The organism is Bacillus sp. LQ16 (assembly GCF_057784645.1).
Window position 1 is genome coordinate 4,023,989 of record NZ_CM173491.1, and the last position, 15,223, is coordinate 4,039,211.

15 protein-coding genes and 1 other annotated feature are annotated in these 15,223 nt (G+C 35.6%); of the genes, 3 read left to right on the forward strand and 12 right to left on the reverse strand.

Going from position 1 to position 15,223, the window contains the following annotated elements:
* The 6 genes from bioC to AC3EMB_RS20200 all read right to left on the reverse strand — a co-directional run bounded on the left by bioC (position 1) and on the right by AC3EMB_RS20200 (position 5,261).
* Entirely contained in the window at positions 1–810 is an 810-nt protein-coding gene (gene bioC / locus AC3EMB_RS20175) for a malonyl-ACP O-methyltransferase BioC (protein ID WP_000608911.1), read from the reverse strand.
* Positions 776–1,516 (reverse strand): alpha/beta fold hydrolase, encoded by a 741-nt coding sequence (locus tag AC3EMB_RS20180; RefSeq protein WP_263039216.1) that lies wholly within the window; start codon positions 1,514–1,516, stop codon positions 776–778. The genes bioC and AC3EMB_RS20180 overlap by 35 nt, the downstream gene beginning before the upstream one ends.
* Complete coding sequence (bioF, locus tag AC3EMB_RS20185; RefSeq protein WP_098127026.1) at positions 1,513–2,700, reverse strand: 8-amino-7-oxononanoate synthase; 1,188 nt, start codon at positions 2,698–2,700, stop codon at positions 1,513–1,515. Before bioF ends, AC3EMB_RS20180 begins: the two co-directional genes overlap by 4 nt.
* Positions 2,666–3,394 (reverse strand): dethiobiotin synthase, encoded by a 729-nt coding sequence (gene bioD / locus AC3EMB_RS20190; RefSeq protein WP_488517243.1) that lies wholly within the window; start codon positions 3,392–3,394, stop codon positions 2,666–2,668. The genes bioF and bioD overlap by 35 nt, the downstream gene beginning before the upstream one ends.
* Positions 3,394–4,827, reverse strand: a complete 1,434-nt coding sequence (bioA, locus tag AC3EMB_RS20195) for an adenosylmethionine--8-amino-7-oxononanoate transaminase (RefSeq protein ID WP_140155617.1) — start codon at positions 4,825–4,827, stop codon at positions 3,394–3,396. Before bioA ends, bioD begins: the two co-directional genes overlap by 1 nt.
* A gap of 77 nt (positions 4,828–4,904) precedes the next feature.
* Complete coding sequence (locus AC3EMB_RS20200) at positions 4,905–5,261, reverse strand: hypothetical protein (protein ID WP_000726902.1); 357 nt, start codon at positions 5,259–5,261, stop codon at positions 4,905–4,907.
* A 142-nt stretch (positions 5,262–5,403) separates the two neighbouring features.
* Positions 5,404–5,624, forward strand: a binding site (T-box leader).
* Positions 5,625–5,902: 278 nt separating this feature from the next.
* Between AC3EMB_RS20200 and nhaC the strand changes: the two genes are divergently transcribed.
* Entirely contained in the window at positions 5,903–7,276 is a 1,374-nt protein-coding gene (gene nhaC, locus AC3EMB_RS20205; RefSeq protein ID WP_488517244.1) for a Na+/H+ antiporter NhaC, read from the forward strand.
* 47 nt (positions 7,277–7,323) lie between these two features.
* On the opposite strand, the gene cpdB is transcribed toward nhaC, so the two are convergent.
* Entirely contained in the window at positions 7,324–9,666 is a 2,343-nt protein-coding gene (gene cpdB, locus AC3EMB_RS20210; RefSeq protein ID WP_488517245.1) for a bifunctional 2',3'-cyclic-nucleotide 2'-phosphodiesterase/3'-nucleotidase, read from the reverse strand.
* Between the two features lie 365 nt (positions 9,667–10,031).
* Between cpdB and AC3EMB_RS20215 the strand changes: the two genes are divergently transcribed.
* Positions 10,032–10,811 carry a GDSL-type esterase/lipase family protein gene (locus tag AC3EMB_RS20215; RefSeq protein ID WP_488517246.1) on the forward strand — a complete coding sequence of 260 codons (780 nt, stop codon included), beginning with the start codon at positions 10,032–10,034 and terminating at the stop codon, positions 10,809–10,811.
* Between the two features lie 72 nt (positions 10,812–10,883).
* The gene (locus AC3EMB_RS20220; RefSeq protein WP_000445819.1) at positions 10,884–11,330 is read left to right on the forward strand and encodes a MarR family winged helix-turn-helix transcriptional regulator; all 447 of its coding nucleotides are present in this window, start codon (positions 10,884–10,886) and stop codon (positions 11,328–11,330) included.
* 24 nt (positions 11,331–11,354) lie between these two features.
* On the opposite strand, the gene AC3EMB_RS20225 is transcribed toward AC3EMB_RS20220, so the two are convergent.
* The 5 genes from AC3EMB_RS20225 to argB form a co-directional block, all read right to left on the reverse strand.
* Positions 11,355–11,570: a hypothetical protein gene (locus tag AC3EMB_RS20225; protein WP_000291956.1), complete on the reverse strand. Its 216-nt coding sequence runs from the start codon at positions 11,568–11,570 to the stop codon at positions 11,355–11,357.
* A 57-nt stretch (positions 11,571–11,627) separates the two neighbouring features.
* The gene (locus AC3EMB_RS20230; protein WP_002005691.1) at positions 11,628–12,188 is read right to left on the reverse strand and encodes a DUF2062 domain-containing protein; all 561 of its coding nucleotides are present in this window, start codon (positions 12,186–12,188) and stop codon (positions 11,628–11,630) included.
* Between the two features lie 138 nt (positions 12,189–12,326).
* Positions 12,327–13,277: an ornithine carbamoyltransferase gene (gene argF, locus AC3EMB_RS20235; RefSeq protein WP_488517247.1), complete on the reverse strand. Its 951-nt coding sequence runs from the start codon at positions 13,275–13,277 to the stop codon at positions 12,327–12,329.
* Between the two features lie 12 nt (positions 13,278–13,289).
* The gene (gene argD, locus AC3EMB_RS20240) at positions 13,290–14,450 is read right to left on the reverse strand and encodes an acetylornithine transaminase (RefSeq protein ID WP_488517248.1); all 1,161 of its coding nucleotides are present in this window, start codon (positions 14,448–14,450) and stop codon (positions 13,290–13,292) included.
* Complete coding sequence (argB, locus tag AC3EMB_RS20245) at positions 14,447–15,214, reverse strand: acetylglutamate kinase (RefSeq protein WP_001286792.1); 768 nt, start codon at positions 15,212–15,214, stop codon at positions 14,447–14,449. The genes argD and argB overlap by 4 nt, the downstream gene beginning before the upstream one ends.
* Between the last annotated feature and the right edge of the window lie 9 nt (positions 15,215–15,223).

Sequence of the window (15,223 nt, forward strand, 5' to 3'; positions counted from 1 at the left end):
TCATCTCTTCCCCTCTTTTGTTATATGTATAAATAAAGCATGATACGTTGCCATTATCCCTTCATTTCCCGTGAAGTCTCTTTCGTATATGCGTAGCATCGCACGAAAGAGTGAGGGACTTTGACAATATGATCCTTCATTGCTATTAGTCGCTCCTACTTTTCGAATAGAATGTAGAAATTCCTTAACTTCTGTAAAACTCTCTATGTAACATGTTTCAGAAACATGCACATCCCCTGTTTCTATCTTGCATATATGAAGCAACTGATCTTTCGAATAAAAACGTTGACCAATCGATGTTTCATTTTTTATATTTCTTTCTTCTTTCGCACGTTGGAACGAAGCATGCAATTCTTGAAATGTTTCATGTCCAAACGTTGAAAAGAGTAATATCCCATCTATAGACAAATGTTGAAATAAATTTCTTAACACTTGTTGTAAATTATTTAACCATTGAAATGTAGCATTTGAAATAATGACATCATATGATTCTTCTAATCGTAATCGCTCAATATCTTCACAGTGAAACGTTACATTTTTTACATTTTGTCTAGTTTGCGCAATTGCAATCATACTTTCAGCAAAATCAACTGCTGTAATATGTGCTTTCGGAAATAACTTTGATAATTGCTCTGTTACATACCCCGTCCCGCACCCCAGTTCTAAAATACGTATTGATGCCGTTTCACTATATCGTTCCTTTAAGATTGAAAGTAATGAATGTGCCATCTTTTTTTGTACATTTGCATATCGATCGTAAGATACGGCTGCCCCATTAAACCGTTTTTGTAGTAACGTTTTGTTGATCATGTCGTATCCCCTCTACAAATTGAATTATCTCATTTGCGCAATATTCAAAATTCGTTACACATAACGCATGCCCTGCATCACTTACTACTTTCAGCTCGCTGCTGCTATTCTCCGTCATACTACGTGCCGCAGACAATGGGCATATTACATCCTGTTCTCCGTGAATAAGTAGTATAGGTACTTTAATTTCTTTTAGTTCTTCTCTCATATCTGTTTCTATTAAATAATCCAAACCTAGTTGTAAAGACTGAATAGAATCACCTTTAAAACGGTCTACAATGTCTTCAAAGTTTTTATTCTCTTTTAACTCATCTTTCGTAAACATATTTTCATAAAACCGTTTGAGCGTATCTTCTTTCCTTCTCGCCAAATTCCTTTTCAGCCGTTCTACATGCAAAGCATTCCATCCGTTACTGTAATCGCTCGTATTTGTAAATTTAGCAGTACCACCAATTAATACGATGCCTTTTGCCTTAATCTTTTTATAAGCTTCAACTGCTGCTAACGCTCCTAGTGACCAACCAACTAAAATTACGTTGTCGTTATGCGCTACATCTATAATTCGGTCCACAAATTCACTTCGTTCGTTCACATTACGCCAATCTATGCATTGAACAGGATATCCTTTAAAATACGGAATTACTAAATCCCAAATATTCTCTTCCATTCCCCATCCGGGGATAAAAATAATCTTTAGCTCGTTCATACGAAAATCTCCTCTTCTTTCGCAATGTGAATAATTCGGTCAATAGCCCATTTTAAATCAGCTATTGTATGTTGCGATGTAACTGCAAAGCGAATTCGAGAACTATGAACCGGCACAGTTGGCGGACGAATTGCAATAGCCGCAATCCCTGCCTCTTGCAACCTTTTACTAAATCGTAAAGCATGTTCATTTGAACTGACTACAATCGGTACAATATGAGTTGAACTATTCCCAATATCAAAACCAGCATCCCTTAATTTAGTTCTGAAGTATTCTCCGTTTGCTATAAGGTTCTCTCTTCTTTCGTTATCTTCTTTTACAATTTCAATTGCTTTTTGCACTGCTCCTAACGTACTTGGTGGTAAAGCTGTAGTAAAAATAAAGCTTCTCATCATATTTTGTAAATATTCTATATAAATTTCATCACCTGTCAAATACGCACCATAACACCCTAAAGCCTTGCTAAACGTCCCCATATGTATATCAATTTTTTGAGCAAGATTTTTTTCTATATGAGATAACCCAGCTCCGCCGATTCCATATATTCCACTCGCATGTGCTTCATCGACTATAATGATTGCCCCGTATTTCTCTTTCAGCTGTACTAAATCTCTCAAATAAGCAGTATCACCATCCATACTAAAAATGGTATCAGTTACGATTAATTTCCGCTTTTCAGGTGACGCTGTTTTCAACAGCTTCTCTAAATGATCCAAATCATTATGACGATACCTTTTATGCTCTGCCCCGCTTAATATGATTCCATCAACAATACTTGCGTGATTTAACTTATCACTAAAAACAATATCGTGCCGAGAGGCTAAAGAAGATATGGCACCTATATTTGCCGTATACCCACTATTTACAATTAAAGCTCTTTCAGTACCTTTCCAGTCACATATGCTTCTCTCAACCTCTTCATATAATGGATGATTTCCTACAACGAGACGAGAGGCAGTCGCTCCAGTTCCACATCTTTTTGTACAGGCAATAGCAGCTTCTTTTAACCTTTCATCTCCAGCTAACCCTAAATAATTATTTGACGCTAAATTTAACATCCTTTTTTTATCTCGAATAAGCCAAGTCTCTTCTGCCTTCTCTGTTACATATAAATTTCGATACTGCCCTTGCTCATGTAATTGTTGTAATTTAGATTGAAGGTGCGCCCGCCACGTTTGATTCATTTTGGATAAACTCCTCTAATTTTGAAATCATAATATGTTCTTTTGCAGATTCTAATACTTCTTCTTTCGTAAACTCACCTTCAAAGAATGGTAATAATCCTAAAACTGGTACCCCGCTCAGCTCTTCAATCATCTCTTTATTTTCTTGCACTCTTTCCATTTCACATTCTTTGCAACCTGATAAAATGACACCCGCTACGGTTAAGCCATGCGCCTTTGCGTAAGCAATCGTTAACACTGTATGATTTACTGTTCCTAATGTAGGACGAGCTACTACAATAAGAGGCAACTGTAATTCTGTTGCAAAATCTATTACTAAAGCATCTTCTGTATATGGGACAGCAAGCCCACCTGCTCCTTCTACAAATAAGCTATTAAACTCTTTTAATAGTTCATTATAGTAATCAGTAATTTCTTTTAACTTTACTACTCTTCCAACTCTTTTCATGGCAAGTCTCGGAGCAAGTGGTTCTTCAATAGAATAAGGGCAAATTTCATTTTCTTGTGTCGGTACACCTGATAGTACTTTTAACCTTGCCGCATCTCCCTCAGGGTTTGATGCAACATGCCCACTTTGTAACGGTTTATATACCCCTACGTTATATCCTAATTCTCTAAATACACCTGCTATAGCACCTGCAACTACTGTTTTTCCAACTTCAGTATCAGTTGCTGTTATGAAAAAACCACTCATTATTCTCCCTCCGTAACATCTGAGATTGCCTTATATAAAATGCGTAACATATCATCAATCTCTTCAAAAGTAGAAGCAAGTGGTGGCATAAATACAATCGTGTTACCTAGCGGTCGTAAAATCATACCCAGCTCTCTTGAGCGTTTACATACTTGAACACCGACTCTTTCTGTCCAGTCAAACGCTTCTTTCGTTTCCTTATTCTTCACAAGCTCAATACCAACCATTAATCCGCACTGACGAATATCACCTACATGTTTATAGGCAAAGAGCTTTTCTAATTGCGCTGTCACATAATCCGTTTTACGTGCCACTTCTTCTATTAAATTTGTTTTTTCATATAGTTCTAGATTCGCGATTGCTACGGCACACCCTAACGGATTACCTGTGTAGCTATGTCCATGGAAAAATGTTTTTTGTTCTTCATATTCTCCTAAGAAGGCATTATATATTTCATCTGTCGTTACCGTAACTGCAATTGGTAAATATCCACCTGTTAAACCTTTCCCAGCAGTTAAAATGTCTGGCGTCACATTTTCATGTTCACACGCAAACATTTTCCCTGTACGCCCAAATCCAGTCGCTACCTCATCTGTAATAAATAATACATTGTACTTTGTACATAAATCGCGCAGTCCTTTTAAATATCCTTTTGGCATTGTAATCATTCCGCCAGCACCTTGCATTAATGGCTCTACAATGATGGCAGCTACTTCTTCATGCTTTTCTTTCAACAATTCTTCCATTTCTTCTAAATGGCTTTTTACAATTTCCTCCTTATTATTTCCGTAAGGAGAACGATATGTATATGGATACGGCATTTTAATCGCATCAAATAAGAGCGAACTATACACTTGGTGAAACAAGTCTATTGCCCCTACTGAAACAGCTCCAATTGTATCACCGTGATATGCTTCTTTTAATGTAACAAATCTTTGTTTCTTTGGTTTCCCTTTATGCTGCCAATATTGGAAAGCCATCTTAATTGCAATTTCAACAGCGGTAGAACCTGAATCAGAATAGAATACCTTCTTCAATCCATCTGGTACAACCTCAATAATTTTTTCTGCTAATAAAATAGATGGAACGTTAGCAAGTCCTAACATAGTAGAATGAGCAATTTTATTTAATTGCTCACGAATTGCTGCATCTAATTCCGGTACTTGATGTCCGTGAACATTTAACCATATAGATGAAACACCATCCCAATATTCATTACCATTTACATCGTATAGTTTTCTTCCCTCTCCACGTTCAATAATGACAGGATCTTCTTCTAAATAATCTTTCATTTGTGTAAATGGGTGCCATACGTAAGCTTTATTTTTCTCTGCTAATTCTTCATATGTATAAGATGATTTTTCAATTGTTCTACTATTTATTGTCACAACTGTCACCCCTAATGTTAACTTGTTTATAAATATAGTTAACATTAAATCCGAATGACTGTCAATTATTTTAAAATCAAATAGTTCTTAAAAAAGAACAACTTATCATACGATAAGTTGTTCTACTTTCCATGCTGTATCTTTCCAATTTCTAAAATAATTTCTTCATCTTTTTTCCCCTCTGTATCAATTCCAAGTTGCTTAGCGTGCTCAATTAATAAATCATGACGCTTCTCAAACCTAGCGGTATTTACTTCTTTCGTAACCTCTTCTTTTGTTTTCCCCTCAGTAGAAACTCCTAGTTTTTCTGCTGCTTTTTCCATTGATTTCTTCTCTTCTATTTCTTTTACTTTCTTCACTTCTGACTGTTGTATTTGCTTTTGTTTCAACTGCTCTGATTCAGCCGCAAAAGCTGTGTAAATTCCAGCACTTCCTCCAATAACTAATAAAGTGGTAAAAAGAATTATTTTTTTCTTCACTCTTTCCTCCCCCTTTCAAATTCATTATAACGTACATTTTTACAGCGTTAAAAACAATTCTCCTTTATTTCCCTAAAAAATATTTAATATTTTTATTGACATGTAAGATGAAAATATGATAAAAATTTAACTAACATCATATGAATCGGCGTTGATAGGATTTAGTAGTATTTCGATTTCTGATTTCAGAGAGCTGGTGGTCGGTGCGAACCAGTACAGAGCGAATTATGAATTACCCCCTGGAGCTTCTTTTACGAAACGTGAGGAGTAGTGAAAGACGGTTATAGACCGTTATGTCTAAAGAGTGGTGAAACGACACTGTTTCACAATTTAGGGTGGTACCGCGAATTTTTCGTCCCTGCATATATTGCAGGGGCGTTTTTTATTTTATAAGCGCATATCATATGACCCTTTATTTTGTGATACATTCATTTCACAAGCTAGGGTGGTACCGCGATTTCTTCGTCCCTGCATAATTATATGCAGGGACGTTTTTTTATCCAATCATTTCCGTATCATATAGAAGGACCAACAATTACCGGTAATTTGTCACGAAATTCTAAATTTTAGAAGGAAATATACAATATTGGCGAATTTTATATAAAAAAGAGCTATTTTACATTACTTAGGAGGGGAAAACAATGGTTTCAAAAATTGAGTCTGTTCTTTTAACAATTTTTATCTTTTTCTGTATTGGTTTTAGTGTTATTCAATTGGAAGTTTCACCACACATCCCAATTTTATTTGGTATCGTTCTTTTATTAGCATTTGGATTCCTGAAGAAAATCTCTTGGTCTACTATGGAGAAAGGGATGATCAGTAGTATTTCAGCTGGTATTCCATCTATATTTATTTTCTTACTTGTAGGCGTATTAATTAGCGTTTGGATCGCAGCTGGAACTATTCCAACTTTAATGGTATACGGCTTCCAACTTGTATCTCCAAAAATTTTCGTTCCAACTGTTTTTGTTGTTTGTGCAATTGTTGGAACGAGTATCGGTAGTGCTTTTACAACTGCTGCAACTGTAGGACTTGCTTTTATGGGAATGGGTACTGCCCTTGGATACGATCCAGCTCTTATTGCTGGTGCAATTATTTCTGGTGCATTCTTCGGAGATAAAATGTCTCCTTTATCTGATACAACAAACTTAGCGCCTGCTGTAACGGGTGTAGATTTATTTGAACATATTCGTAACATGCTTTGGACAACAGTTCCAGCTTTCATTATTGCTTTTATCGCATTTTTCATTTTAGGAAGCGGATCTGGTGGAAACGTTGATTTCTCAGCATTTATTAACACACTAGAAAAAAATGCAACGATTTCTATCGTTACACTGATTCCTATTTTATTACTGTTCCTATTCGCATTTAAAAAGGTACCCGCAGTTCCAACATTACTTGCAGGAATTGTGGTAGGAATTATTATTCTCTTTATTTTTAAACCTAGCACTTCTTTAGCTGATTTAATTAAAATTATGCAAGACGGTTACGTTTCTAAAACTGGTATCAAAGATATTGATAGCTTATTATCTCGCGGTGGCCTGCAAAGTATGATGATGTCAATTGCTCTTATTTTCCTAGCTCTTTGTATGGGAGGATTATTACAAGGAATGGGTATTATCACGCAGCTAATGAATATCATCTCTAGCTTCGTAAAAACTAGTACACGCTTAATTATTTCTACTGCTTCAACTGCAATTGGTGTAAACTTCTTACTTGGTGAGCAGTACTTATCCATCGTTTTAACAGGACAAGCATTTGCTAATAAATACGATGAAGTCGGTTTAGAACGTCGTAATTTATCACGAGTATTAGAAGATGCTGGTACAGTAATTAATCCACTCGTACCATGGGGTGTAAGTGGCGTATTCTTAACAAACGTTCTTAGCGTTCCAACATTCGATTACCTGCCATACGCAATCTTCTGTTTAGCATGTCCAGTCGTAACCATTATCGTCGGCTTTACTGGATTCGGTCTTTCATGGAAAAAAGAAAAAGCAGTACCAGTTTCATAATATATAAAAAGGATTACCAAATCGGTAATCCTTTTTATATTTCTCGACTATCTATTCGCTTTCTTTCTTCTAAATAACAGAAGTAATCCCGCTCCAACAAACGCAAGACCAGCTCCAATTGTAGAAGCAATACTTGCACCTGTTTTCGGTAAATCACGTTCATCTTTTTCCGCTTCTTTATTTTCACTTACAGTTGTTGTTTCTTTTGTATTTTGATCATCTGTTGTAGTTTGTCCAGATCCAGTATTGTTTCCATCTTGTTTTGGTTCATTACCATTATTACCTTCTTCTGTTGGTGGTGTTGGGTTTTCTCCATTACCTGTTGGCGGTGTTGTTGGGTTCTCTCCATCACCTTTCGGTGGTGTCGTTGGGTTTTCTCCATCACCTTTTGGTGGTATTGTTGGGTTTCCTCCACCATCGTTCTTCTTCGTTATATCAATTGCATATTTAGCAAATTCATTTTCAGATGGTCCAACATATGATATGTTCCCATCTTTCTTTATATACTTTTGTGCATTTGGTGAAGAATCAAATGTTGTATTTAATTTATCTGCAACAATCGGTTTAAACGTCCAATTTTGATCAGCTACTGGATCAATATCTTTTATTTTTTGCATATACTTCACAATGATTTGACGTGTTTCATCTTGTGATTGGTATACAACTTCCCCTTTACTTACACCCGGGAACGTTTGACTACTTCCACGATAGTTATTTGTAGCGACGATAAACTCTTGATCATCAGCTACTGGCTTACCTTCATATGTCATATTTACAATACGATTCGTATTTGCATTTACAACTTTTCCATCTTTATCGTATTTCGCCGGTTGTGTTACATCAATTTCATATTTTAAACCATCTATAATATCAAAGTTATATGTAGGATAGCCTATATTTACTAACGGCTGTTCTTCTGTTTTCTTTGGATCAATTTTATTAAACTGACCTGCAGACATTTCAAGCCATTCTTTCACTTGTGCCCCATTTACTTTTACAGCATATAACGTATTTGGATATACGTATAAATCTGCAACGTTTTTAATCGCTAACGTTCCAGCTGGAATATCCGTATAATATGTTGCACCGTTTCGGCCACCTGCTTTAAATGGTGCACCTGCAGATAAAACCGGAATATCTTTAATCTTTTCGTATTCTGGTTTTTTAAGTTCTTGTTCTACATACCATTTTTGCGCATTTGTCACAATTTGTACAGAAGGATCATCTTGTACTAATGAAAAATAACTATTAATTGGTGCTTTCGTTGTACCTACAGGTGTATTTACATATTCGATTGTCTTTTCATGTTCATCTTTAATTTCATTAACTAATTTTTGATCCGACTGTACTAACGGATTACCTTTACTATCAGCAATCTTACGAAGTGCTGGCTTAGGTTGATCCTTTTTTTGTACTTCCCATTTTCCGTTTACCTTTTTCAATTGCATATCAATAATACCTAAGTTACTGCCAAAAACGCCAGGCATTACAACTGGAACACCATTAAATATATCCTGCACTTCAGTATGTGAATGTCCCATTAATACTGCATCTACGTCAGGAACCTCTGTTAAATAATACGACGCGTTTTCCATACCAACGTTGTATCCACTTTTATCAACACCGGAATGAGCTAGTGCAACGATAACATCTGCACCTTCTGCTTTCATTTTTGGTACCATTTTCTTCGCTGTTTCAACTATATCTTTCGCTTTAACTTGTCCTTCTAAATTCGCTTTATCCCAATTCATAATTTGTGGTGGAACAAATCCCATTACACCAATTTTCACTATTTGTTTTTGGCCTGCTTCATCCACTACTTCTTTCTCTAAAATATGATATGGTTTATCAAAGTAATGCTTGTCATTCTCATCATTACCATCATGGTCATCTATATAGACATTCGAGTTAATAACCGGGAAATCCGTTTTTTTAATCACTTTTTTTAAATACTCTAAACCGTAGTTAAATTCATGATTCCCAAGAGAGATGACGTCATACTTCATTAAATTCATTACACGATATAATGGATGTGTATAACTAGGATCCACAGGATTCTTCGGATCTTTTATTTTATTTGCTACATAATCTCCAAGTGGTGTCCCTTGTAATGCATCCCCATCATCAAATAGGACAGAGTTCTTCACTTCTTCACGTGCTTTATTAACGAGTGTTGCCGTTTGTACGAGACCTACTTTATTATCTGTTTTCGTTTGATAATAATCGTAATTCATTAAGTTAACGTGAATATCTGATGTTTCCAGAATTCGTAAGTTAACTGTACTCTCCCCAGTGTTCTCATCTGCATGAGCTGTTGCTGGCATTACTTGCGGTGCTATAACACCAATCGCAAGAGTTGCTCCAGCTAGCATTTTTTTTGACTTTTTCACAAAAAATCCCCCTTATACAATTACCAGAAATAATGAAATGAATCCCTATCTGTCTCTAACCACATACCTTTTTTCTTCTATTAGAGACACAATTTTCATTTCACCCTGCGCTAACGAGTAGTCCCCTTAAACGCTCGATTGATGAAGACTAACAATTAATAGGAAATAAAGCTCCCACTAATTAAAATTTCACCTTATCTGACATTATCATATATAAAGTTCTTTCCTATCGTCAATATTTTTTGACAAACTTCAACAAATTTTCTGTAAAGTTATTATAAACTTTTCATAAACATATAATATGCCCTTACATTGCTAATACTGCTGAATATGATACAATTACCAATTACAAGGAGGATGAATTTATGAAAAAAGTCATCTTAACAATTGTTTGTCTCCTCCTTCTGATCATTTCTTATTCTTATTTTGAAAAGAACGACGAGACAAAACAAAATGAACCCGAAGAAAAAACAGAAAAAACATCTACTCCAAGTTGGATTGATAAGCAAACAAACGATTCCTTTTATCATCTCGTACTAGGTGATTCGCTCGCTAAAGGATATGGATCAACACAAGGTGGATTTGCTGAATTAGCCTCTAAACAAATAGAAGCACAAATTCATAAACCAATTACTGTAGAAAACCTTGGGATAAACGGTCTTACAACAGATCGTCTCGCTAAAAAAGTTCAATCAGAAGATGTAAAGCAAAAAATTAGAGCAGCAAATATAATTACAATTAATATTGGAGGAAATAATTTATTTCGTTTAAATCGTGATGTCGGTGTTATAGATGGTATAAAAATGTTAAATAAAGAAAAAGCCCATTTTGAAGCGGATATAAAAAGTATTGTAAAGACAGTTCGAGATCAAAATCCGGATGCTTTACTCATTCTCTCAGAACTCTATAACCCGTTACAACTCGATGACTCCATCGCAAGTTATGCAGATATGTTTTTAGATGGCTGGAATGAATCTGTTTATTCCATTTCCAAAGCAAATCAACCATCTATCGTTTTACCAATTCGCAAATTAATATCGAATGATAAAAAAGAGTTATTATTTGACCAAGTACACCCAAATGATAACGGCTATGCAATTATTGCCAATACATTTACAAAGCAAGTGTTATCCTACAAATATTAAAGCGACCATGAAACAATTCTATTTTTATAACATGTCTTTTTTGTTACAATGATAGTGGAAGGGGGCCTTTATATGGAATCACGCGAGTGGGAACGTATTGTTGATCATCTTCTTTCGCTAGTGCCTCTTTTTTATCGCAAATTTATGCTTCCTGGAGAATTTTCTTCTCAAAGACATATGCCGCCATCACATACACAAGTATTACTGCTTTTGCATGAAAACGGCACATTAGCAGTTTCCGAAATCGGCAAGCGGCTAGCGATTTCACGGCCTAACATGACACCTCTATTAAACAAACTTATTCAAGAAGAACTAATAGAGCGTCATTATAGCGAAAAAGATCGACGGGTCATTTTAATTTCTCTAACAGCTGAAGGGAAATTATTAGTAAATCAGTATCAGCAATTCATTTTAGACAAACTAAAAGAAAATTTCCAAACATTATCTGAGGAAGAGCGCGAAAAGCTCATTCATTCTCTTCAAACCATTCAAAATTTAATTTTGAAAACAAACGTATAAAGCTGCTTCTAAATAGAAGCAGCTTTATGATTCGTAATAATTACCATAGTACACATTGGAATATGGCCATGTTGTTAAATATGGTTTTTTTTCCTGTGTAGGCTGTTGTTGTGGTAATTGTGGTATTTGTGATAATTGCTGTAATTGTTGTTGCCGATATAATTCGTATTGTCTACTCGTATCATAAACCGGATAATAATTTACATATGGATATACTTGAGGTACGTAATAATAATACATTATCCTCTCCTCCTTTTTCTTAAACATATTCAAAGGAGAAAATGAATGTGACATTGTTTATAATTGTACAAGTGGTTCTCTCACTCGTTTCTTCCTTTTCTTCAAGCGTAACTTACGGTTCTTTTCGTATAAATAATGCACAACGAAATATGAAATGAGACCAAACACAACTCCTAAAATCGTCATTCCAATTAATACATACACTTCACTTTGTAATAAGCTCTTTAATATCGTAAAAATGTGACTTGAAAACAAGTCCGATATCGTAAATGGTTCATGATGAATTTTCTGTACATGAAATGGATAAATCATTTTTCCTAGCGCATACGCAAGCGGAAATAAAAATACTGGGAGAAACGATATTTTCCCAATAATATTGCCAATAACTGCCGCAGGAAAAGATCCCTTTGCTAACCTGACGATTGGATAAAATATTACATATACGAGCGATGCCGTATAAATGACTAACATTTCTAAGCCGAATCCTATAGCAAACCCTAACGATACTTTCTTTGCGCCTTCTGGCGATCGAAGCAACTTATAATATTGAAACTTTAATATTCTCCACATCCGCTGAAAAAACGAATATGTTTTCTTAGTTGTTTTCACCCTCATCATCTCTTTAACTATATTTTTATATGTAGTATGTCCTTACACACTCTGAAAAACAAATTTAGTTTTCTCTTTTATTATAAATGATATCGAAATGGTTAACCAAATATACATCCGACATTTTAATATAAAAAAACCTCCCTTTTAGGAAGGCTCTTCTACATTTTTAAATAAACTCACTAATAACGCTTTTTGAGCATGCAATCGATTACCAGCTTGCTCAAATACGATAGACTGTGGTCCATCTATAATTTCGCCTGTTACTTCTTCTTCACGATGGGCAGGTAAACAGTGTAAGAAACGATATGTTTGTTTCGCATGCTTAACAAGTTCGTTATTGATTTGGTAAGGTTGAAATAAAGAATATTTCTCTTCTTCGCCCTCTTGCCCCATGCTCATCCAAACGTCAGTATAAATGAAATCTGCTTCATTCACCGCTAATTCAGGATCATGCAAAACTTCAATTTCAGCTCCTGTTTCCTTGGCAATCGCTAACGCTTTTTTTACAATCTCTTCATTCGGTTCATATCCTACAGGCGTTGCAACAGTCATATGCATTCCGACTTTTGCACTCGCTAGCAACAATGAATGACATACATTATTTCCGTCACCTACGTAAGCTAATTTTATTCCTTTAAATGTATTTGTTTCTTCATATATCGTCATGAGGTCTGCCAATGCTTGACAAGGATGATGATCATCCGTTAAACCGTTAATAACAGGAATACTCGATTCTTTTGCAAGCTCTTCTACATCCGCGTGTGAGAATGTACGTATCATGATCCCGTCAATATACTGCGATAATACTTTCGCAGTATCTGAAACGGTTTCTCCTCTTCCCATTTGCATCTCTTTCCCACTTAAAAACATACCATGTCCCCCGAGTTGTACCATTCCCGCTTCAAAAGATACACGAGTACGAGTTGAATGCTTATCAAAAATAAGCCCTAATATTTTGCCTTGTAATAAAGGCTCTTGCTTATTCTTTTTTAAATATATAGCGAACTCAATTAAAGAAATAATTTCTTCTTTCTTTAATTCTTCTAGTGTTAAAAGATCTTTCGTATTTAATTTCGGTACTTGTACAGTTGACATGAAACTTCCCCCTTATATGATTGATACGTTTTTTGTACAAACTACTTTTTTTATTATATATACTGCCTGTTCTAACTCTTCATTCGTGACAATGAGTGGCGGTAATAGTCTTATAACATTAGGGCCTGCTTGTAATACGAGAAGTCCTTCGTTTTCTAGTTGTTCTATAAAACTTGCAACTTCATGCTTACACTCAATCCCAATCATAAGCCCCTTACCACGTATATTTTGAATACATTCGACATGCTGTAATTCCTCTTGCAACTTCTCTAATACGTACTCGCCTTTTTCTTGTACTTCTTTTAAAAACGATGGTTTTTTACTCACTTGCAATACTTCTTTCGCTGCAACCATCGCGATGTAATTCCCGCCAAAAGTTGAACCGTGTGATCCTGCAGTAAACGACGTTCCGAGCTCTTTCCCGCCAATCATCGCTCCGACAGGAATCCCATTCCCAAGTGCCTTTGCAACGGTAACGATATCAGGCTCTATTCCCACTTGTTCATAAGCGAATAGTGTTCCAGTTCTTCCTATCCCCGTTTGTACTTCGTCTATAATAAATAAGGAACCGAACTTATTACATAATGTTTCAATCTCTTTCAAAAAAGATAGATCAGCAGGTATTACTCCTCCCTCTCCTTGAACAACTTCTACCATTACCGCCGCAACTTCTTCATTCATTACTTCATCTAATGCTTTAATATCGTTAAAAGGGATATGTAAAAAAGATGGAAGTAATGGACCAAATCCTTCTTTCACCTTATCTTGGCCCGTTGCACTCATCGTTCCAAATGTTCTACCGTGAAAAGACTGCTGGCATGTTACGACGAGAGATTTTCCAGTATGCTTACGTGCTAACTTTAAAGCCGCTTCATTTGCCTCTGCCCCACTATTACAGAAAAACACATAATCTAATGCTCTATTTTCTGTTAATAATGACGCAACTTCTTCTTGTAAGCTGTTTGTAAACAGGTTAGATATATGCCATATATCATCAAGTTGCTCTTGTACACCTTTGAGAACAGTAGGGTGACAATGTCCTAAATTACATACGCCAATTCCTGATGTAAAATCTAAATATTGCTTACCTTTATTATCAATAACTTTCGTTCCAGTTCCCTTTACAAACTCAATAGTTCTTCTGCCATACGTTTGAAAAAGATGACTCGTCATGCAATACTCACACCTTTCGTTACCGTCGTTCCAATACACTCTCCCGTAACCTCAGTAAAATCTTTTGTACCATTCACAATACTTATCTTTTGCACTCCCATTTTTAATGATGCTAGTGCCGCCTGTACTTTCGGAATCATCCCACCTGTAATAACACCTGTTTCTATAAAAGTTGCAATTTCAGATTCATCCGTTTCCTTTACCAAATTCCCTTCATGTAATATTCCATCTACATCCGTAATAAAAATAAGCTCTTTTGCCCCTAACGCGGCCGCAATCCCAGCTGCAGCATTGTCCGCATTTATGTTATAAATTTCATTACCATTTACCCCGATTGGAGCAATAACAGGAATATACCCCATATTTATTAATCCTTTTAATAAGGCTGTTTCTACATAACTTACTTCTCCCACATATCCTATCTCCTCGCTGACAGGTTGAACTTGAAGTAAATTACCGTCACACCCCGAACAACCTACAGCAAGTAAATTATGCTTTTGTAAATTCATTACGAGTTTTTTATTCGTACTTCCACATAGCACCATTTGAACAACATCCATAACTTCTTTTGGTGTTACGCGTAATCCATCTCTTTTTTCTACGTTGATGTTACAATCTTTTAATTTGGCATCAATTTCTGGCCCACCACCATGAACAATCACTACTTTATACTTCTGTTGCAATTTCTTTATACAATCAAAAAACACAGCATTTAATTGATTCAACATACTACCGCCGCATTTCACTACAATATAATCGCTCATTTTCTCTCT